The organism is Vibrio anguillarum (assembly GCF_001989995.2).
Taxonomy (GTDB): domain Bacteria; phylum Pseudomonadota; class Gammaproteobacteria; order Enterobacterales; family Vibrionaceae; genus Vibrio; species Vibrio anguillarum.
Map to the genome: position 1 here is coordinate 47,545 of NZ_JAHGUP010000006.1, position 20,488 is coordinate 68,032.

Here is a 20,488-nt window from a genome sequence, read left to right on the forward strand (position 1 = left end):
AAACAAAAAGGACCACTTGGTCCTTTTTCAACATCATACGACATCGTTTTACATGCTCAGTTGTATAGCCAGTCTCAATCTCTTGAAGCTTTTATCTCGCTTGGCGCTTTTGCCAGCTTCTTACGACAGAATAGCGCCATAAACCGTGAATGCCGAAGTAGCCGATTATGGCGGAGATCACTCCACACATCATGCAACCCAAAAGGAATGGCGGACCAATGGTACTCATTTGTTGCATGATAAAATGCCAAGAGAGTTCAAAGTGAAATGGTTGTGGTGGTGTTTGCATTACCCATGCGCCAAGCTTGTAGGCGAAGTAGAACAGCACTGGCATGGTGATGGGGTTGCTAATCCAAACCAAGGCTACAGAGAGCGGTAAATTGACGCCGCACATAATGGCAAGGCCAGCGGACATGATCATTTGACTCGGAAGTGGAACAAAAGCCATGAACAAACCTACGGCGAAGGCGCCCGCTGCTGAGCGGCGGTTCAAACACCATAAATTGGGGTTGTACAGCACATTGCCAAAAATTTTCAATGCCTTCTGACGCTTAATCACTTCATGGTTAGGCATAAAACGTTTGATGAACTTTCTTGGCATCGTGACATGACTCTCTTATCTAATTACTGGACCCTAGCTTCGTTTTCGCTAACCGCCATTTCTGCTTCTTATTGGCCTTGGATGCCAGATTGGAAATGGATTATGCCTCTATTCGCCATTCTTATACTCTCTGTCGGTTATAGAAAACTGCGCTTTCTCTCAGGAGTAACAATGGCTTTAATGGTCATTGTGATCAGCGGGAACTTATTACGTGAGCAGTCCAACACTATTTTTCAGACAGGTTCGGATATTACCATAAACGGACAGGTTAACAGCTTTTTTAGACAAATTACTCATGGTTATGAAGGAACAATTTCGATTCGATCAATCAATGGTCAAACCTTAGGCATTTTTTTGCGGCCCAAGGTGCGATTAATTGCTCCTTTACCGTTGAAGTATGGTGACGTGGCTGAATTCTCCATCACAGTAAAACCTATCTTTGGTCGGTTAAATGAGACCGGGTTTGATGCAGAGGCGTACTCTTTGAGCCAAGGTATTGTGGCTCGTGCAACGGTTAATAATGGACAGTCTTATCGCATTGAATCATTACCAGAATGGCGAGCACAATGGTATCAGAAGATCAAAACCTGGCTCGCTGATGATCCCAATCTTGGTATTTTAATGGCGCTTACGTTTGGTGAGCGCAGTGATATTTCAACGGCACAGTGGCAAGCATTACGAGACAGTGGGCTGATTCATTTGGTTGCCATTTCTGGTCTGCACATTGGCATCGCGTTTGGTTTTGGTTATGGCCTTGGGCTTGTATTGATGCGTTTGCATCATCGCATGGGGTGGTCGCCATTCGTCGTAGGAAGCTTGTGCGCACTAGGCTATGCTTGGTTGGCTGGCTTTACCTTGCCCACTCAACGCGCACTGATCATGTGTTTGCTTAATGTGGCGATGATTGTCCTCAATGTCCGTATCAATACGTTGCAGCGACTGCTTATGACGTTATCGGCGGTGCTGCTCATCGATCCTTTTGCTGCGTTATCCAGTAGCTTTTGGATGTCCTTTATTGCTGTCTCAGTGGTGTTCTACCAACTTTCTCTACCTCAAACTAATCGATTTTTTTTATGGCGTTTATTGACGATGCAGATTGGGTTAGTGCTGTGTATGCTTCCGGTAACCGCTTATTTTTTCGGTGGGGTCAGTACCAGTGCGGCGCTCTATAACTTAGTGTTTATTCCTTGGTTCAGTTTTGTGGTGGTTCCGGCGATCTTTGTGGCTTTAGTGTGTACGGTTTTGACTTTTGATGGCGCACCTATGGTGTGGCATTGGGTGGCCAAATTACTCATTCCAGTTGATTGGTCAATACATTATTCAAGCCTCAGTTGGTTTCCTATTTCTGGGTCTGTTTTGGCTCTGTTGAGCAGTGCTCTGTTGCTGTTTGTGTTTTCACCGTTGATCTCGCGTTTTGCACTTGCGGTTTACAGCCTCATTGTGATGGTTTCTTGGCTCACCATTCCGATAAAAACAGGTTGGCGGATTGATGTGTTAGATGTTGGGCATGGGTTGGCAGTGTTGATCGAAAAAGAAGGACGCTACGTGCTTTATGATACTGGTGCAAGTTGGCAGGGTGGTGATCACATCCAAGCAACAGTTGCCCCCGTGTTAAACAAACGGGGAGCTACGCAATTAGACGGGTTGATTTTGAGTCACTTGGATAACGACCATGCAGGTGGAAGAGCGGAAGTTGAGCGTGTTTGGCAGCCCAAATGGAAACGTGCTAGTCAAACGATAGCGGGTTACCAACCTTGTATTGCTGGCGAACAATGGCAGTGGCAACAACTCTCTTTTGATGTTATCTGGCCACCAAAAACTGTAGCGCGGGCTTACAATCCTCACTCTTGTGTGATTCGAATCTTTGACCCAAATACCGGTTTTTCAGTGCTTTTACCCGGGGATGTGGATGCCATGAGTGAGTGGTTACTTGCGCGAACAGAGCAATCCTTACAAAGTCATATCCTGCTTGTACCGCACCACGGTAGTAGGACATCTTCTACTGTTGCTTTGATTCGTAAGGTGAATCCTGAGGTCGCTATTGCCTCGCTCGCCAAAGGCGGACGCTGGCAATTACCTTCCGCACAGGTTGTTCAACGCTACCAGCAACATGGAGCAAACTGGTTGGATACGGGTGAAGCAGGGCAAATTAGCGTTATTTTTGGCATGCAGAATTATCAAGTTAGCAGCTTGCGTATCTCTCGCTCTCAGGCTTGGTATAGGCAGATGCTCCGTAACGAGGTAGAATGAGCGCAATATTTTCTTAAAAACAAAGCATTTCTATGTCACTCAATACTGACGAAACCACTTGGCAAACCTTCAAACGCCTGTGGACCTATATCCGCCTATATAAATCTGGCCTAGCAGTTGCCGTTGTCGCATTGATTATCAATGCGGTCTCTGACACATATATGGTGTCATTACTTAAGCCTCTTCTAGATGAAGGATTTGGTAATGCGGAATCCGATTTCTTGCGAGTGCTGCCTTTTATTATTTTGGGGATGATGGCGCTACGTGGTTTAAGTGGCTTTGTCTCCTCGTACTGCTTGAGCTGGGTTTCTGGCAATGTTGTGATGTTGATGCGTCGAAAAATCTTCAATCAATTCATGCACATGCCTGTCAGTTTTTTTGATAGAGAATCAACAGGTGGTCTGTTATCACGTATCACCTATGATTCAGAGCAAGTGGCTGGGGCGACCAGTCGTGCATTGGTCAGCATTGTTCGCGAAGGTGCGAGTATCATCGGCCTATTGACCTTGATGTTTTGGAATAGCTGGCAGTTATCTTTGGTATTAATCGTGGTTGCGCCAGTGGTTGCAATGGGGATTGGCATTGTCTCTAAACGTTTTCGCAAGATCTCAAAAGGGATGCAGACCACCATGGGTGATGTGACCTCTTCAGCAGAGCAGATGCTAAAAGGGCACAAAGTCGTACTGAGCTATGGTGGACAAGACGTAGAGCGTAAACGTTTTGACCATGTCAGCAATCAAATGCGTCAACAAACAATGAAGCTGGTTGCGGCGCAGTCCACTGCTGACCCTATTATTCAAATGATTGCTTCTTTAGCACTTGTCACTGTGCTGTTTTTAGCCAGCGTTGATTCTATTCGTGCCGAATTAACACCAGGTACTTTTACGGTGGTGTTCTCGGCAATGTTTGGCTTGATGCGACCACTGAAAGCGTTAACGAGTGTTACCTCCGATTTCCAACGTGGTATGGCGGCCAGCCAAACATTATTTGAGCTGATTGATTTAGAAACCGAGCGCGACACTGGCCAGTTTGAAGCCGAAAAAGTACGTGGTGACGTTAGAGTTCAGGATGTGACCTTTACTTATCAAGGTAAAGAAAAACCAGCGCTGTCTCATGTGAGCTTTGAGATTCCTCAAGGTAAAACGGTCGCGCTTGTTGGGCGTTCCGGCTCAGGGAAAAGTACTATCGCGAGCCTCTTGACTCGTTTTTATGATGCCGATTCAGGTGCTATCTATCTAGATGATCATGATATTCGCGATTATAAACTGAAGAACTTGCGCACCCACTTTGCGCTGGTTTCGCAAAATGTTCACCTCTTCAACGATACCATTGCCAATAATATTGCTTACGCGGCAGAAAATGAGTATACGCGTGAGCAAATTGAGCACGCGGCTAGGCTTGCTCATGCCATGGAGTTTATCAATAGCATGCCTGATGGCTTGGATACCATGATTGGTGAGAATGGAGCCAGTTTATCGGGTGGTCAACGTCAACGAGTAGCGATTGCACGAGCGTTATTACGTGATGCACCCGTACTTATCCTAGATGAGGCGACTTCTGCGTTGGATACAGAATCTGAGAGAGCGATTCAATCAGCACTTGAAGAGCTACAAAAGAATAAAACGGTATTGGTCATTGCGCACCGCTTGTCGACGATTGAAGAAGCCGATGAAATTCTAGTGGTCGATGAGGGTGAAATTATCGAACGTGGTCATCATGCTCAGTTAATTGCACAGGATGGGGCGTATGCCCAACTACATCGAATTCAATTTGGTGACTAATCAGTGATTGAAAAAATCTGGTTCGGACATCACCCAGCGTGTTTTTTGTTGTGGCCACTGTTGTGGCCACTGAGTGTCTTGTTTCGGTTGGTCAGTCAAGCACGTAAGCGAGCATTCCAAGCGAACAAAAAAGAGCGCTATAAGGCTCCCGTTCCTGTGGTGGTGGTGGGTAATATTACCGCGGGTGGTAATGGTAAAACACCGTTGGTTGTATGGTTAGTGGAAGCTTTACAAGAACAAGGCTTCAAACCAGGAGTTGTTTCGCGTGGGTATGGTGGTAAGGCTCCGGTTTATCCATTAGTGCTGCAAAGTGATACGCCAACCGCTCACTGCGGTGACGAACCTAAATTGATTCACCAGCGCACGGGTGCTCCGGTTGCTGTTGCACCAAAGCGCTCACAAGCAGTGCAAGCCCTGCTTCCGTTGGGTGTTGATGTGATCATCACTGACGATGGCCTTCAGCACTATGCATTGGAGCGTGATCTCGAATTTGCAGTCGTGGACGGCGTTCGTCGCTTCGGTAATGAGCAGTTCATGCCTTTAGGTCCGTTAAGAGAGCCACTCTCTCGGTTATCGGAAGTTGATTTTATTGTGACTAATGGCGGTCAAGCTCAATATGGCGAATTGGCTATGCACCTTTCACCTAGCTTAGCCGTTAACTTAGTGACAGGTCAGCAAGCGCCAGTGAGCCAGTTAGCTGCATTAGTGGCTTTTGCTGGCATTGGTTATCCCACGCGCTTTTTCAATACATTAGAAGCTTTAGGTGCAAAGACGGTATTGACCCAAGGTTTTGCGGATCACCGAGAGTATCAATATTCAGAATTAGAGGCGCTTGCGCAACATGGAGCAAACGTCATCATGACAGAAAAAGACGCAGTGAAATGTGCGGCCTTTGCACAAGAAAACTGGTGGTATCTTCCCGTTTCTGCGCAATTTAGTTCGCCAGATGAAAGGCGTATTTTGGACAAAATAAAAGAGGTAATGGAGTCATATGGATCACCGTCTGCTTGAAATTGTAGCTTGCCCTGTATGTAAAAGTAAGTTGACTTATGATAAAGAAAATCAAGAGCTTATTTGTAAGTTAGATCGTTTGGCCTACCCAATAAAAGAAGGGATTCCTGTGTTGCTTGAGCCAGAAGCGCGCAGCATGACGATGGATGAGGGGCGATAATGGCTTTCACCGTTGTTATCCCTGCTCGTTATCAGTCAACTCGCTTACCTGGCAAACCTTTGGCTGATATCGGCGGTAAACCCATGATTCAGTGGGTTTATGAGCAAGCGTTACAATCGGGAGCTGAGCAGGTCGTTATTGCTACTGATGATGCTCGTGTTGAAGCGGCTGTCCATGCGTTTGGTGGCAATGTTTGTATGACATCATCACATCACGAGTCCGGTACTGAGCGTTTAGCCGAAGTGGTGAAATTAATGGGCATTGCCGATCACCACATTATTGTTAACGTACAAGGTGATGAGCCACTCATTCCACCGAGCATCATCAAGCAGGTCGCTAACAATTTAGCCAACAGTAGCGCGCCGATGGCGACTTTAGCGGTTGAAATTACTGATCAAGCTGAAGTGTTTAACCCTAACGCGGTTAAAGTGGTAACAGATCAAGAGGGTTACGCGCTGTATTTCAGCCGTGCGACAATTCCTTGGGATAGAGACAATTTTGCAGCGGGTGGTCAAACGGTGATTCAGCCATTGCTACGTCATATTGGTATTTACGCTTATCGGGCTGGTTTCATCAATACTTATATCAACTGGCAACCCAGTGTACTTGAGAAAATTGAGTGTTTAGAGCAGCTTCGAGTACTGTGGTATGGTGAAAAAATTCACGTTGCTGTTGCTAAAGAAGCACCGCCTGCAGGGGTTGATACGCCAGAGGATCTTGAATTGGTTCGTGCTCTCGTTAGTTCACATAACGCTTAAACTGTTTGAATTTACGCTAAGATCGAAGGAAAAACTAAGAAAAAGGAGCTAAATAGCTCCTTTTTCTCTTTGGTCTCGGATTGCTAAATCCGAGTTTCACGGAGTTGTGGGCAGGCGGCTAGAATTTCACGTCGGCCGCTCTCTTTGAGCTCTTCCAAAATGACATCAAATCCCCATAAACGGTAAAGGTGTTTTAGTACCTCATGATAGCTTTGATCTAAAGGAATTCTATCGTGTGGAACGTGTTGAAGCGTCAGGGAACGATCACCACGAACATCCACGTTATAAACTTGAATATTCGGTTCTAAGTTACTGAGATTATACTGCGCTGCAAGCTTTTCACGGATGGCGTGATAGCCAATATCATCGTGAATGGCACTAACTTCAATGAAATTCTTACGATCATCATCCACAATGGCAAACAGCTTGAAATCGCGCATTACTTTAGGTGAAAGATACTGGCTAATGAAGCTCTCGTCCTTAAAGTTGTGCATAGCAAAATGAAGCGCATCTAACCATTCTGTGCCAGCAAGCTCAGGAAACCATTCCCTATCTTCATCGGTTGGCTCTTCACAAATACGTTTAATATCTTTAAACATAGCAAAGCCAAGTGCATATGGATTGATGCCACTAAAATAGGGGCTGTTGTAAGAAGGTTGTGCGACGACACTGGTGTGGCTGTGTAGAAACTCAAGAATGAATTTCTCAGAAACAAAACCTTCATCATAAAGGTGATTCAAGATAGTGTAGTGCCAGAATGTGGCCCAGCCTTCATTCATCACTTGCGTCTGTTTTTGTGGGTAAAAATATTGGCTTATTTTCCTCACAATACGAACGATCTCCCGTTGCCATGGCTCAAGCAGTGGCGCATGTTTCTCAATGAAATAAAGAATGTTTTCTTGTGGCTCACTTGGAAAACGAACTTTAAGATCTTCTTCTTTGGTTTTTGCTTTAGGCACGGTGCGCCACAGTTCATTAACTTGCGATTGTAGATAAGCTTCGCGCTCTTCTTGACGTGCTTTTTCTTCTGCTATCGATATTTTTTCAGGTCTTTTATAGCGGTCAACACCATAATTCATTAACGCGTGGCATGAGTCGAGCAGCGATTCGACTTCGGGTACGCCATATTTTTCTTCGCATTCTGAAATGTAGTTTTTGGCAAACAAGAGATAGTCAATGATAGAGCTCGCATCCGTCCAAGTTTGGAAAAGGTAGTTGCCTTTGAAAAACGAGTTGTGTCCATAGCAAGCGTGCGCCATCACTAAGGCTTGCATAGTGACGGTGTTTTCTTCCATCAAATAGGCAATGCATGGGTCTGAGTTAATAACGATCTCATACGCGAGCCCCATTTGGCCGTGTTTGTAACCTTGTTCCGTTTGAATAAATTTTTTGCCAAATGACCAGTGGCTGTAATTAATCGGCATGCCAATGCTGGAGTAGGCATCCATCATCTGCTCGGAGGTAATAACTTCAATTTGATTAGGGTAAGTATCGAGACGATAAAACTCAGCTACCCGGCGTATTTCAGTATGGTATTTCTCCAAAAGCTCAAACGTCCAGTCAGGCCCGTCTGGTAACAATTTGCTCTTGCGTTTTGAAGTACCTTTCGCTTTTGTTGTCATTAGTATGCCTCCCTAAGCTGTTTCCTTTTGGAATAGCTCCCTAAATACAGGGAATATGTCATCCACGGTGCGAATGTTTTTAATCGCAAAATTGCCAAATGAGGGTTGTAATTTTTCGTACTCGTGCCACAAGGTTTGGTGTGAGCGACGAGTGATTTCAATATAAGCGTAATACTGGCAATATGGCAGAAGCTTATTGGTGAGGAGTTCTTTACAACGAGGCGAATCATCAGCCCAGTTATCACCATCGGATGCTTGAGCTGCGTAGATGTTCCATTCGCCGAGTGGGTAGCGTTGTTCAATGATTTCATGCATTAATTTCAGTGCGCTAGAAACAATCGTGCCGCCGGTCTCTTGAGAGTAGAAGAACTCGTGCTCATCCACCTCTTTGGCTTGCGTATGGTGACGAATAAACACCACTTCGACATTTTCATAAGTGCGAGTTAAAAATAGATACAGCAACACGTAAAAACGTTTGGCAATATCTTTAGTCGCTTGATCCATTGAACCCGACACATCCATTAAGCAGAACATAACAGCTTGGCTCGATGGAATGGGGCGTTTTTCAAAGTTTTTGAAACGTAGGTCAAACGTATCAATAAACGGCACACTTTCAATTTTTTTACGCAACGCTTCGATTTCTTGCTTAAGTCGCTTCTCTTCTAATACTTGAGCGGGCTCTCTATTTTGAATGCGCAGTAACTCTTCTTCTAATTCCCCCATTAAACGACGTTTTCCCGCTGTCATTGCGGTGCGGCGAGCCAGTGATTGTTGCAAAGAGCGAACTACAGCAATGTTCGACGGTACACCTGCCGTTTTGAAACCCGCGCGATGAGTTTTCCATTCTGTAATCTTATTGATTTGATTTTTTTCTAGATTAGGCAATTCCAGATCTTCAAACAGTAGATCAAGATATTCATCTTTAGAGATTTGGAAAATAAATTCATCTTGACCTTCGCCATCAGCACTCGCATCACCTTGTCCTGAACCATTGCCTTGTCCGCCACCTTTAGGTCTCTCAATTTTATCACCAGTAATAAACTGGTCATTACCCGGGTGAACCCGTTCTTTCAAGCCGCCTTTTCCTTGATGAAACACGGGTTCTTTGATGTCGTGATTTGGGATCGACACATCTTCGCCAGACTCGGTGTTGGTGATGGAGCGACGATTCACTGCGTCTGCAACAGATTCTTTGATCTGCTCTTTATGACGGCGTAAAAAGCGTTGTCTATTGACCGCGCTTTTGTTTTTACCGTTCAATCTTCTATCGATAAATTGCGCCATGAGTATCCCCTTGAAAACGTCACCTTTACGTTAGCCATTGTTGGTATGGCTAACGCATGTACAGGTTTTGGTTTGCTTGAAGTTAAGAAGATTTACGGACGCGTAAATACCACTCAGACAACAGCCTTACTTGTTTTTCTGTATAACCTTTCTCCATCATACGAGCGACAAAATCGTCGTGTTTTTTCTGATCATCCGATGAGGTTTTGGCATTAAAAGAGATAACAGGAAGTAGCTCTTCGGTATTTGAGAACATTTTTTTCTCAATGACGGTACGCAGTTTTTCGTAACTGGTCCAAACCGGATTTTGTCCATTGTTGTGCGCTTTCGCACGCAGTACAAAATTGACGATTTCATTTCGGAAATCTTTCGGGTTACTAATGCCTGCTGTTTTCTCGATTTTTTCTAACTCGTTATTGAGCGATGAACGATCGAAAAGTTGGCCAGTTTCAGGATCACGATACTCTTGGTCTTGGATCCAGAAATCAGCATAAGTAACGTAGCGGTCAAAAATATTTTGACCATATTCAGAATAAGATTCCAAATAAGCCGTTTGAATCTCTTTACCAATGAACTCGACATAACGAGGCACTAAGTAGCCTTTTAAAAACTCCATATATCGTTCAGCGATTTCTTGAGGGAACTGCTCGCGTTCAACTTGCTGTTCGATGACATAGAACAGATGAACGGGGTTAGCCGCAACTTCCGTTTGGTCAAAGTTGAATACGCGCGACAGTATTTTAAAGGCAAAGCGAGTCGATAAACCGGACATACCTTCGTCAACACCTGCGTAGTCACGATACTCTTGATAGCTTTTTGCTTTTGGATCGGTATCTTTTAGCGTTTCACCATCGTAGACGCGCATTTTGGAGAATAGTGACGAGTTTTCCGGCACTTTTAGGCGCGAGAGGATACTAAATTGACCAAGTAATTCTAGTGTGCTTGGTGAGCATGGCGCTTTGGATAGTTCACTGTGTTCAAGCAGTTTTTGGTAAATTTTCACTTCTTCCGAGACGCGTAAACAGTAAGGGACTTTAACGATATAAACCCGGTCCAAAAACGCTTCGTTGTTTTTGTTGTTACGGAATGTCTGCCACTCTGATTCGTTTGAGTGCGCTAAAATCATGCCATCAAAGGGTAGGGCGGATAACCCTTCTGTTCCGTTGAAGTTTCCTTCTTGCGTGGCGGTTAAGAGTGGGTGAAGCACCTTAATTGGCGCTTTGAACATCTCAACAAACTCCATTAACCCTTGGTTGGCTTTACAGAGTGCACCGGAATAGCTATATGCATCGGGGTCATCTTGCGAGAAATGCTCGAGTTTTCGAATATCCACTTTCCCAACCAGTGACGAAATGTCTTGGTTGTTTTCATCACCGGGCTCTGTTTTTGCGACGGCAATTTGATCGAGAATTGAAGGTCGTACTTTGACGACTTTGAATTTGGAAATATCACCACCAAACTCGTGTAAGCGTTTGGCCGCCCAAGGTGATGTAATTGAGCGTAAATAGCGTTTTTCTATCCCATATTCCTGCTTGAGGATTTCGCCATCTTCAACCACATCAAACAGGCAAAATGGGTGGTCATTGACTGGGCTACGAACGCCATTTGCAGACAAAACATAAATAGGCATTTGTTGCATTAAAGCTTTGAGTTTCTCCGCCAGTGAAGATTTACCGCCACCAACTGGACCGAGTAGATAGAGAATTTGTTTTCTTTCTTCTAAACCTTGGGCAGCGTGTTTGAGGTAGGAAACAATCTGTTCTATGGCTTCTTCCATGCCATAGAAATCCTCAAAAGTTTTATAACGAGAAATCACCCGGTTAGAGAAAATGCGACTCAATCGGGGGTGTTTTGCTGTGTCTATCAGCTCAGGCTCACCAATCGCCATTAACAGCCGCTCTGCTGCATTGGCATAAGCACTTTTATCTTCTTTACACAGAGCTAAAAACTCTTGCAGTGATAGTTCTTCATCCTTGGCGGCTTCATAGCGTGCCTGAAAGTGGTCAAAAATACTCATAGTGAATTCCCCTCTGAAAACTGTCTAACTGACAACACCGCTTAAAAACACAAATTAATAACAATTTAAGACTAGTCCGAGTTTGACAATTTTGCTTAACAATTATGTGTTTATTTAAATTTCGTGACAGTAATAACGTCGATCAGGTTGAACTATTTAGTGTATGAATATCAAGAGTTCGAGGGATAAGTTGGTGTTGGAGTTAACAACTGCGAGGGGAAATGTAAAAAAGACGCAGTGTCTGCGTCTTTTCATCTTTCGTCAGCCTACCTTGCTAGGTATTAAAATTTAGGCATTAAAAATTTGTGTAAATTCTGCGGTTGACAAATGGTATTGGCGAGGACAATTACGCCAAGCCGTTAACATGCGACGATATTTATCTGACATTGGCATTTGGCTGTTGAAGTGGTGATCGGCTTTATCAAATTGTGGGTAAAGCCCTTCAGACTCAACCAAGAAACGCACGTAATGAACGCGTTGTGACTCTTTAGCGATATCAAACCCTAAAAAGTGCAGGCGGCGCTGATCCACATTTTTGCTTTCTGCATCGGAGAGCATTTTGTGTGATTCTTGCATGGCGTGATACATCTCCATGATGTCGATCACTTCGCGGCACTCCGCTTCGGTCAAGCAGCCAAATTCTTTGTTGAGTTCTCGCATTTGCAGTTCATAACCACGTTCTACAATGGTTTGTAACCGCTTGTATTTTTTGGCGTTGTTGGGATCCATCTGTGACATCAAAAAATACTGATTAGATAGAATCAGTCGTTGAGCGTTGGTCATTTCCATGGAGGTAGCCTCACTAAATTTTATGTTCTATTTGATGGCATAAGGTTAACAGCAATTATCGACAATGAAACATGATCTCAACACGGATTTAATATGGAAAGCATAAAATGTGTGCAATTCTTGTTACTTTTTGTGTAAGTGGTTATAGATATAATCTTTGTCGGAAAAGACACGCAACCATTCTGGCTTAAATACGGATAGTATCGCTAACGCCATACCATTGAGCAGCCCTTCTGGGAAAGCGAGTAAAGGAACAAAAATTAGGTAATTATCGCGGATGACTTGCCAGTCATGTTGCCCAAGAAGCAATTGATAAGCGGTGTTAATGGCCAAATGCAGGCTACCCGTCAGGCCGCCATTTAAAAAACCAGCCACAAAAATAAACACAAAAATATTGCGCGGTAGATAATGATAACTCAAAGCAAACAAAGCATAACTAACTAGGATTGGCAGTAGCGATGATAGCAGTAAGTATTCGGGGATGTTAAAGAAGGCCAGTTTACCGACCGCCGCCAGTGCGAATGTAACAGGAATAGTTATAACAAATGCGCAGCGCCAGCCAAACATCATCGTGAGGGTTGTTAAACCGAGAAAATGGATAGGCAATCCTTCGGTCACTCCGGCTTGAGCTAACCACAAAAGAAAAAGCGCAAAAGAGGCAAAATAGGTGAGATGCTGAAAGGATTTCTCGGCCTTAAACTTTGTCCAAAATGAGTATTTAAAATCGCGAAGGGTCGTTAACCCAACAAGTAGCAGGAGCAATAGCACCGCAAGTTGTTCCAGCTGCATGGCTAGCCTCTCTATAAAAATACCAGCATTATGCTGGCATTTTTATGGTTATTAAATCAAGCAATCAATATTTTATGTTTGAGTGATACTGAGCTAAGATCCCAACGATTTTGTCCATGGTCTCTTTTGACGGCGGATTCACACCTTCTAATGGGTATTCTAGCCCCATTGCTTCCCATTTATGAGCGCCCAATTTGTGATAAGGCAGCAGCTCTACTTTCTCGATGTTATCCATATCTTTAATAAAATCACCAAGCATATGAGCCGCTTCTTCGTCATCAGTGTAGCCAGGAACAATCACATAACGGATCCACGTTTTTTTACCTATGGTGTGTAAGTAGCGCGCGAAATCTAAGGTTCGTTTATTCGACACACCAATAAAATCATGGTGGATCTCATCTTTCATGTGTTTGATGTCTAACATCACTAAATCAGTGGCATCGAGTACTTCATCAATCACGTCTGTGTGTTTGCGAATATAACCGTTGGTATCTAAGCAGGTGTGAATGCCCTCAGCTTGCGCTGCGCGGAATAAATCACGAACAAATTCAGGTTGAAGCATAGCTTCACCGCCTGAGCAGGTAATTCCGCCGCCAGAGGCTTTCATAAAATGGCGATAAGATTTTGCTTCGGTAATGATTTCTTCAACAGTCACTTCCTTGCCTTCATGGGTGTCCCATGTGTCACGATTATGACAATACATACAACGCATTAGGCAGCCTTGCATAAAAACAATGAAGCGAATTCCAGGGCCATCTACCGTGCCACAAGACTCAAAAGAATGAATACGACCAGTTGTTGACATCAGTTCATCTCGAATAGGTTATTTGCCTGTTATTTTATTACAAATAGTAGGGATTAAGTAGGGTTAATGTGCAATTGCCGCCGCATATCCTAAACCATATGTTGTGGCTTAAAATGAATGTCATGAAATTCTGCACATTGACTACACTGTATAGAAATAAGAACTCGTTGAATGCGATAGGGTTTAAATAAGGAATAGTTCATGGATGTACAGTTTTCTCAAAAGCAAAAAATCAGTCTATTTTTAGTTATCCTTTGTGTTGGTTTTTTAGGTTTAGGGATTTATACCGCAAAGAGCTTGATGGGAATGGATGAACAGTATCGCTCCAGTGGCGAAGTGGCATCCGGTTCTGTGGCGATATTTACTACTCAAGCAAATTTGTTGTCGCTTGCATCAGAGCTAAACAACATGCAAGGCAATCAGGTCAACTCGATTTTGAATAAATTGGATCAGTTGATGGAAGAGGTGAATGCTAATGTTGCTTTCCTGCAAAAGACCAATTTTGCTCAAGAAGGGGAAGTGTTGCTCAAGGCGGCCAAACAATTTGACCAATTTTTGCGTCCTTGGTTGCAAGTGAAATCAGAAGTGGGTTTCAATGTGAACGAAGGTAAACTGGGCGAGCTGAAAACGTTGGCCACCACGATAGAGAAAAAGATAGATGAGACGGGGATGGTTACAATCAACTCGGATTTTCAAGCCATGGTTAAGGCGCAGCAAAATTATTTATTAGAACCCACGGAGCAAAACTTAAAACTGTTTAATCGTGCTATGGCCAGTTTCGTCAATATGTCTGATTCTTATTCGATGTTGGATCTGTATGAAAAAGAGATACAACAATTTAAACAGGCTTTTTTACGTGTGAGTGAACTGTCTCAGCAATTGCAAGTGATGGAGAAACAAAGAGGCGATACAGAGGCGCAAGTTAAGTCGGTGATTCAAGATATTTCAACCAAGCTTTCCGCGTTGAGTGAGCAATATCAGTTGGCCGCAAAAACGACCGCATCGCAAACACAGTGGTCTGTATTGGCGGCCTGTGCGTTACTTGCCATATTGACCATTGCTATTTTCCTTACCTTTAGTTTTTCTCTTTCTCGTTCTTTGTCGCAAACAATTCACGTGTTGAACAATATCTCGCGTGGCGATTTGTCACGCCGTATGCCGATGACGAATAACGAAAAGGACGAATTCAATCAACTGGCATTGGCCATTAACCAAAGCTGTGAAAATTTAGGGAAATTGGTGAGTGGTGTGCAGAAAAGCAGTGAAGCCTTGTCTGGTGATGCCGCGTCACTGAATGTTGGATTAGACACTTTGGTGACAAATCAATCTGACGTTTTGGGACAAACGCAATTATTGGCATCGGCCACAGAAGAGGTCAGCGTGACGACCCAAGAAGTCTCCAATTCATTGGAGTTCGTTGCGGAACTCAGCAAATCTTCTATGCAAAGCGCAGAAGAGGGAGGAAAAGTGATTTCCGTTGCTATTACGTCACTGGTTGAGGTTGGTAAAATCCTAAGCTCGGCCGCAGGCCACATTCATCAACTTGAACAAGCTTCTGCAAAAGTAGACTCGGTGATGGACATCATTAATGGTATTGCCGAGCAGACTAACTTATTGGCACTCAATGCCGCAATTGAAGCGGCGAGAGCGGGAGAGCAAGGTCGTGGCTTTGCTGTTGTCGCTGATGAAGTTCGAAGTTTAGCGGTAAGAACGGTCAATGCCGTGGCCGAAATTTCCGGCACTATTGATACTATGCAAAAGGAAAGTGCGGAAGTAATCACTTATATTGCGCAATCTGAGCAGTCTATGCAGAGTGGGCAAGAGAAAGGTAATGAGGCGATACAGGCCATCGCGCAAATTATCAAAAAAGCAGATGAAGCGGCGAATAAAACAGAAGCCATTTTTGCATCTATTCGAGATTTGGCGACGACTAGCCATTCAATGGCAGATAATATGATACAAATATCTCGAGCCATGAAAGCCTTGGAAGAGAACAATGAACAGTTAAGAGCAACCAGCCAGATTGTGGATAAACGCTCTAGCAGCCTAAGTGTAGACTGCCAAAGTTTCACCATATAATTTCAGTTTGCTAAACGTTAGAAAAAAGCAAAAAGAGAAATATTACCGACACCGTGAATGGAGTTTTTGTCTTCCTTATACTCAGGTGTGTTTGCGGTGAACGTTAAACTCGCACCGACTTGTTGAATATACCAAGCCGCACCAACTACGGCGGTCGCCTGAAGATTTTCCAAGTTAACTTGGTAATATTCAGATGGGTGATCCAATCCGTTTAAAGGCCTATCTCCTTCGATGGTAATGTCATTGAAGCGATAGCGTCCTTCTACACCTCCGAATAGAAACCATCCAGTATCCGAGGCACCAATCATCCCTGCCGAGAAAGGGTTTTCTGCACTGATTTGAGCACTGCCAAAGTTACCCGCAAGATCGGTCCCCCAACGCATCATAAAACCTGTGGAGAGATCACTGCGAAAGTTACCTACATTGACCTCTGAAACGTTGGAAAGCTCAACGTCAGTTCCTGCATAGCTGCGGTATCGTGTCAGATTAAAGTGAGACAGATAACCCACGCTGCCGACGATTTTTTCCTCTACTTGGTAGGCCCAACCATTGGGTTCGTCAGATTTAGTTATGCTGTGCACTAACTTTTGCGCTTTCTCAGAAAGCGCAGCATCTCCGGTGGTTCCAATGGTTAAATTTGCCCGCGTGGCTTGTTGGGGATGCAAACTAATATAGTTAAGCTCGGTGTGTAAATACCCAGCGTAAGGTCGTTCATTCGGCTCTGGTTTGGTGAGAGAAATCTCCGAAGGAGTCCACATTTTGTGGCCAATGCTGATTTCCCATTTGTCCAATGGGGCCGCTCCCCAAACAGAAAGGCTGAGTGGTTTAGCCCACCAATATGGAGCAATCGCCCCTGAGGTGTAGCTTAAAAATAAACCATTGGTGTAGTCGCGATCTACGCCAAATACGCCATCGTTATCGAGGTTAAAAGCAACCGTTGCGTGTTGAGAGGCCAGCGCAGAAGCACTGAGTAACGTCAATGGAAGAATGTGAAATAGCTTCATACGAACACTGCAGAGTATAGACAAGCCCTAATCATATAGGAAAGATGCGCTATTTAGTTGATAAATAGGCAATTGAATCAAAATAAATGTGGTAAGCGTAACATTTGTGGTCGATGCATTGCGCATTTTTGATTTCTGAGTATAAAAAAAGCCCCACTCATCGAGCAGGGCTTAACTATTTTGCTAGTAATTTAACTGAAATTATAGCGATTCAGTGAAAGTACGTGCAATAACGTCAGCTTGTTGTTCAGCTGTCAGTGAGTTAAAACGCACAGCATAGCCAGATACACGAATGGTTAGCTGAGGGTATTTCTCAGGGTGTTTAACCGCATCTTCTAAAGTTTCGCGATTAAGCACGTTCACGTTTAGGTGTTGGCCACCCTCAATGCCTGCTTCATGGTGGAAGTAACCATCCATCAGGCCAGCAAGGTTTGCACGTTGACTTGCTTCTTCTTTGCCTAACGCATTTGGAACGATAGAGAAAGTATAAGAAATACCATCTTGTGCATCAGCAAACGGTAGTTTCGCTACTGAAGTCAATGATGCTACTGCACCTTTTTCATCACGGCCATGCATTGGGTTTGCACCCGGTGCGAAAGGCATACCAGCACGACGACCATCAGGTGTGTTACCTGTTTTCTTACCATATACCACGTTTGAAGTGATAGTCAGGATAGACTGAGTTGGAATTGCATCACGGTACATCTTAAGTTTACGGATTTTGCCCATAAACGTAGAAACAAGTTGGCATGCGATGTCATCAACGCGAGCGTCATTGTTACCAAATTTAGGATAATCACCTTCGATTTCGAAATCGATCGCTAGGCCATCTTCGTCACGAATTGGCTTAACTTTTGCGTATTTGATTGCAGATAGAGAGTCAGCAGCAACAGACAGGCCAGCAATACCACATGCCATCGTACGTTTAACGTCACGATCATGCAGTGCCATTAGCGCGGCTTCATAGCTGTATTTGTCGTGCATGTAGTGAATGCTGTTTAGTGCGGTCACATATTGCTTCGCCAACCAATCCATGAAGTGGTCCATTTTTGCCCATAGTTCGTCATAGTCAAGATACTCACCTGCGATCTTGTCCATTTTAGGACCAACTTGGATTTTCAACTTCTCATCAATACCACCATTGATGGTGTAAAGCATGGTTTTAGCAAGGTTTGCACGCGCTCCGAAGAACTGCATTTGTTTACCTACAACCATTGGCGATACACAACATGCGATAGCATAGTCGTCAGAGTTCATGTCTGGACGCATTAAATCGTCGTTTTCGTACTGGATAGATGAAGTATCGATAGATACTTTTGCACAGAAACGTTTAAAGCCGTCAGGTAGCTGCTCAGACCAAAGTACAGTTATGTTTGGCTCTGGAGAAGGACCCATAGTGTATAGGCTGTTTAGGAAACGGAAGTTAGAACGCGTAACGAGTGTACGACCGTCAAGACCCATACCACCCATTGATTCTGTTGCCCAAATTGGGTCGCCAGAGAATAGTTCATCGTATTCAGGAGTACGTAGGAAACGAACCATACGCAGCTTCATTACGAAGTGGTCGATCATTTCTTGAGCTTGTACTTCAGTGATTTTACCCGCTTCTAGATCACGTTGGATGAAGATATCTAGGAAAGTCGAAGTACGACCTAGCGACATTGCCGCACCGTTTTGTGATTTAACAGCAGCTAGATAGCCGAAGTAAGTCCACTGGATAGCTTCTTGTGCAGTTTCTGCTGGGCGAGAGATGTCAAAACCGTATTTTTCAGCCATTTTTTTCATTTGGCCAAGTGCGCGGTGTTGTTCTGCAATTTCTTCACGAAGTTGCATCGTTGCCGTTAGATCTTCGCCGTTCTCAAAACGCTCTTGTAGAGAAGTGAATTGAGCCAGCTTATCCTTCATTAGGAAATCAATACCGTAAAGTGCTACGCGACGGTAGTCACCAATGATACGGCCACGACCATAAGCATCAGGAAGGCCCGTCAGAACACCAGACTTACGACACGCTAGGATATCAGGAGTGTAGATATCGAAAACGCCAGCGTTGTGAGTTTTACGGTATTCTGAGTAGATTTTTGAAATCATAGGGTCAAGAGTTCTACCGTATGCTTTGCAAGAACCTTCAACCATACGCACACCACCGTTAGGGATGATAGCGCGCTTAAGTGGTTTCTCAGTTTGTAGACCAACGATAGTTTCAAGATCTTTTTCGATGTAGCCTGCATCGTGAGCAGTGATGGTAGAAATAACGTCAGTATCGAAATCGACAGGGGCCTTAGTCGCGTTTTCCTGTTTGATACCTTCCATTACTTTAGCCCAAAGCTTGTTTGTCGCTTCAGTACCTTCAGAAACTAGGAAAGATTCGTCACCTTCATACGGCGTATAGTTCTTTTGAATAAAATCACGAACGTTAACTTCGTTTTGCCACTCACCTGCAACAAAACTTTCCCAAGCTTTAGCAAATTGCTCTGCCATGACATACCTACCTTTTTAGTAGAAAAAACACGTACCGTCTTCACCGTTGAGCCAGTTATCCTCGAAAGGAGCAGTACACTCTATTAATACAATATCTATATTCACACTATTCAATTATCTGAATATAGATATTGTGCTTTTAAGCCTTGAATGCAAGATTAGACTAAAATTTTTTTGCAAACCTTAAACTAAATCAATAAAAGTTAAATTTTTCAAATAAAGTTTGGGTAGTGCGAGCACTACCCAAATTCGTATTAGTCCAAGCTCATTATAGCCAAGCTTTTAAACCGTATTGGTTTTCAAGCATACCAACCGCAAGCATAGCAATTAAACAGATGATCAGCACACCACCTGGAATGATGATTTTATCGATAAAAGACAGCTTTGATGCACGTTCTTTGTCGCCAATTAGGCCATTGTTATCGAGTAGCATGGTCAATGCCCACGCTAGAACAGGGTTCACCACAGCGCTACCAAAGATACAGATGCCCGCTGCTTGTGAATCTTTTGTGTTTCTTACCATTTGCATACCCGCTTCTAGTAAAGGAAGAAATACCCCTACTAATAGAGCAATACGCATCACTGGAGGCCAAACCGCTACGTCCATAGGGAAGCCAAGGATAGCAATAGTCATGACCAATAAACCTAAGATGATGGCACCACCAGGAATTGGGCGTTTAGCAATCGCCGCTGGGATCATATACGTTCCCCATGACGATGTGATATTACCACCACCAAGTGCTGTACCTACCATTTGACGAATTGAACACATGGTCATTGTGTCATCAACATCCATCAGTACTTTTTCAGTTCTCTTTGGATAGTTCAATTCTTGGAAAATTCGGTGACCAAGGAAATCTGGTGACCACATCGCAACGGCCAAAATAGCAAAGGGCAATGAGGCGATAAAGTGTTCTACTGTTGGCAAACCAAGCATCCAACCTTCAGTGGTTGAGCCCCACCAGTAAACAGGATTAAGGTTAGGTAAGCCCATTTGAGTTTCAAATTGAAGATCAAAGCCAGTACCGAATAAAAGCGCAATCGCAAGCCCTGTCATTGC

The 20,488-nt window shown here is 43.9% G+C and carries 16 protein-coding genes; 6 read left to right on the forward strand and 10 right to left on the reverse strand.

What is annotated here, in order from left to right; translation table 11 throughout:
- Window positions 1–91: 91 nt before the first annotated feature.
- Entirely contained in the window at window positions 92–601 is a 510-nt protein-coding gene (locus PL85_RS00920) for a DUF2062 domain-containing protein (protein ID WP_010319231.1), read from the reverse strand.
- A gap of 6 nt (window positions 602–607) precedes the next feature.
- Between PL85_RS00920 and PL85_RS00925 the strand changes: the two genes are divergently transcribed.
- From PL85_RS00925 to kdsB, 5 genes are read left to right on the forward strand one after another with little or no spacing between them, the layout of a single operon-like run.
- Window positions 608–2,851 (forward strand): DNA internalization-related competence protein ComEC/Rec2, encoded by a 2,244-nt coding sequence (locus PL85_RS00925; RefSeq protein WP_115339110.1) that lies wholly within the window; start codon window positions 608–610, stop codon window positions 2,849–2,851.
- Between the two features lie 32 nt (window positions 2,852–2,883).
- Window positions 2,884–4,632, forward strand: coding sequence for a lipid A ABC transporter ATP-binding protein/permease MsbA (msbA, locus tag PL85_RS00930; RefSeq protein WP_088728957.1), 1,749 nt, complete (start codon window positions 2,884–2,886; stop codon window positions 4,630–4,632).
- Window positions 4,633–4,635: 3 nt separating this feature from the next.
- Window positions 4,636–5,643, forward strand: a complete 1,008-nt coding sequence (lpxK, locus tag PL85_RS00935) for a tetraacyldisaccharide 4'-kinase (protein ID WP_088728956.1) — start codon at window positions 4,636–4,638, stop codon at window positions 5,641–5,643.
- Window positions 5,624–5,803 (forward strand): Trm112 family protein, encoded by a 180-nt coding sequence (locus PL85_RS00940; RefSeq protein WP_013856535.1) that lies wholly within the window; start codon window positions 5,624–5,626, stop codon window positions 5,801–5,803. The genes lpxK and PL85_RS00940 overlap by 20 nt, the downstream gene beginning before the upstream one ends.
- Window positions 5,803–6,561 (forward strand): 3-deoxy-manno-octulosonate cytidylyltransferase, encoded by a 759-nt coding sequence (gene kdsB, locus PL85_RS00945; RefSeq protein WP_088728955.1) that lies wholly within the window; start codon window positions 5,803–5,805, stop codon window positions 6,559–6,561. The genes PL85_RS00940 and kdsB overlap by 1 nt, the downstream gene beginning before the upstream one ends.
- Window positions 6,562–6,644: 83 nt before the next feature.
- On the opposite strand, the gene PL85_RS00950 is transcribed toward kdsB, so the two are convergent.
- From PL85_RS00950 to pflA, 6 genes are all read right to left on the reverse strand, one after another.
- A complete protein-coding gene (locus PL85_RS00950) occupies window positions 6,645–8,183 on the reverse strand; it encodes a SpoVR family protein (protein WP_081244989.1) in 1,539 nt (512 codons plus the stop codon).
- A 12-nt stretch (window positions 8,184–8,195) separates the two neighbouring features.
- On the reverse strand, window positions 8,196–9,467 hold the full coding sequence (locus PL85_RS00955; RefSeq protein ID WP_017042294.1) for a YeaH/YhbH family protein: 1,272 nt from the start codon (window positions 9,465–9,467) through the stop codon (window positions 8,196–8,198).
- Between the two features lie 82 nt (window positions 9,468–9,549).
- Window positions 9,550–11,484 (reverse strand): PrkA family serine protein kinase, encoded by a 1,935-nt coding sequence (locus PL85_RS00960; protein ID WP_013856540.1) that lies wholly within the window; start codon window positions 11,482–11,484, stop codon window positions 9,550–9,552.
- 288 nt (window positions 11,485–11,772) lie between these two features.
- Window positions 11,773–12,273 carry a YfbU family protein gene (locus PL85_RS00965; protein WP_013856541.1) on the reverse strand — a complete coding sequence of 167 codons (501 nt, stop codon included), beginning with the start codon at window positions 12,271–12,273 and terminating at the stop codon, window positions 11,773–11,775.
- A gap of 123 nt (window positions 12,274–12,396) precedes the next feature.
- Window positions 12,397–13,062 carry an energy-coupling factor ABC transporter permease gene (locus tag PL85_RS00970; RefSeq protein ID WP_019280921.1) on the reverse strand — a complete coding sequence of 222 codons (666 nt, stop codon included), beginning with the start codon at window positions 13,060–13,062 and terminating at the stop codon, window positions 12,397–12,399.
- A 64-nt stretch (window positions 13,063–13,126) separates the two neighbouring features.
- Complete coding sequence (gene pflA / locus PL85_RS00975; RefSeq protein WP_013856543.1) at window positions 13,127–13,867, reverse strand: pyruvate formate lyase 1-activating protein; 741 nt, start codon at window positions 13,865–13,867, stop codon at window positions 13,127–13,129.
- 201 nt (window positions 13,868–14,068) lie between these two features.
- Here pflA and PL85_RS00980 point away from each other — a divergent pair, with 201 nt between their 5' ends.
- Window positions 14,069–15,946 carry a methyl-accepting chemotaxis protein gene (locus tag PL85_RS00980; RefSeq protein WP_013856544.1) on the forward strand — a complete coding sequence of 626 codons (1,878 nt, stop codon included), beginning with the start codon at window positions 14,069–14,071 and terminating at the stop codon, window positions 15,944–15,946.
- 17 nt (window positions 15,947–15,963) lie between these two features.
- Here the strand turns inward: PL85_RS00980 and PL85_RS00985 are convergent, their stop codons facing one another.
- From PL85_RS00985 to PL85_RS00995, 3 genes are all read right to left on the reverse strand, one after another.
- The gene (locus PL85_RS00985; RefSeq protein WP_026028681.1) at window positions 15,964–16,950 is read right to left on the reverse strand and encodes a lipid A deacylase LpxR family protein; all 987 of its coding nucleotides are present in this window, start codon (window positions 16,948–16,950) and stop codon (window positions 15,964–15,966) included.
- A 201-nt stretch (window positions 16,951–17,151) separates the two neighbouring features.
- Window positions 17,152–19,428, reverse strand: coding sequence for a formate C-acetyltransferase (gene pflB / locus PL85_RS00990; protein ID WP_013856546.1), 2,277 nt, complete (start codon window positions 19,426–19,428; stop codon window positions 17,152–17,154).
- A gap of 268 nt (window positions 19,429–19,696) precedes the next feature.
- On the reverse strand, window positions 19,697–20,488 hold a 792-nt coding region (locus tag PL85_RS00995), incomplete at its 5' end, for a DUF3360 family protein (RefSeq protein ID WP_215809347.1).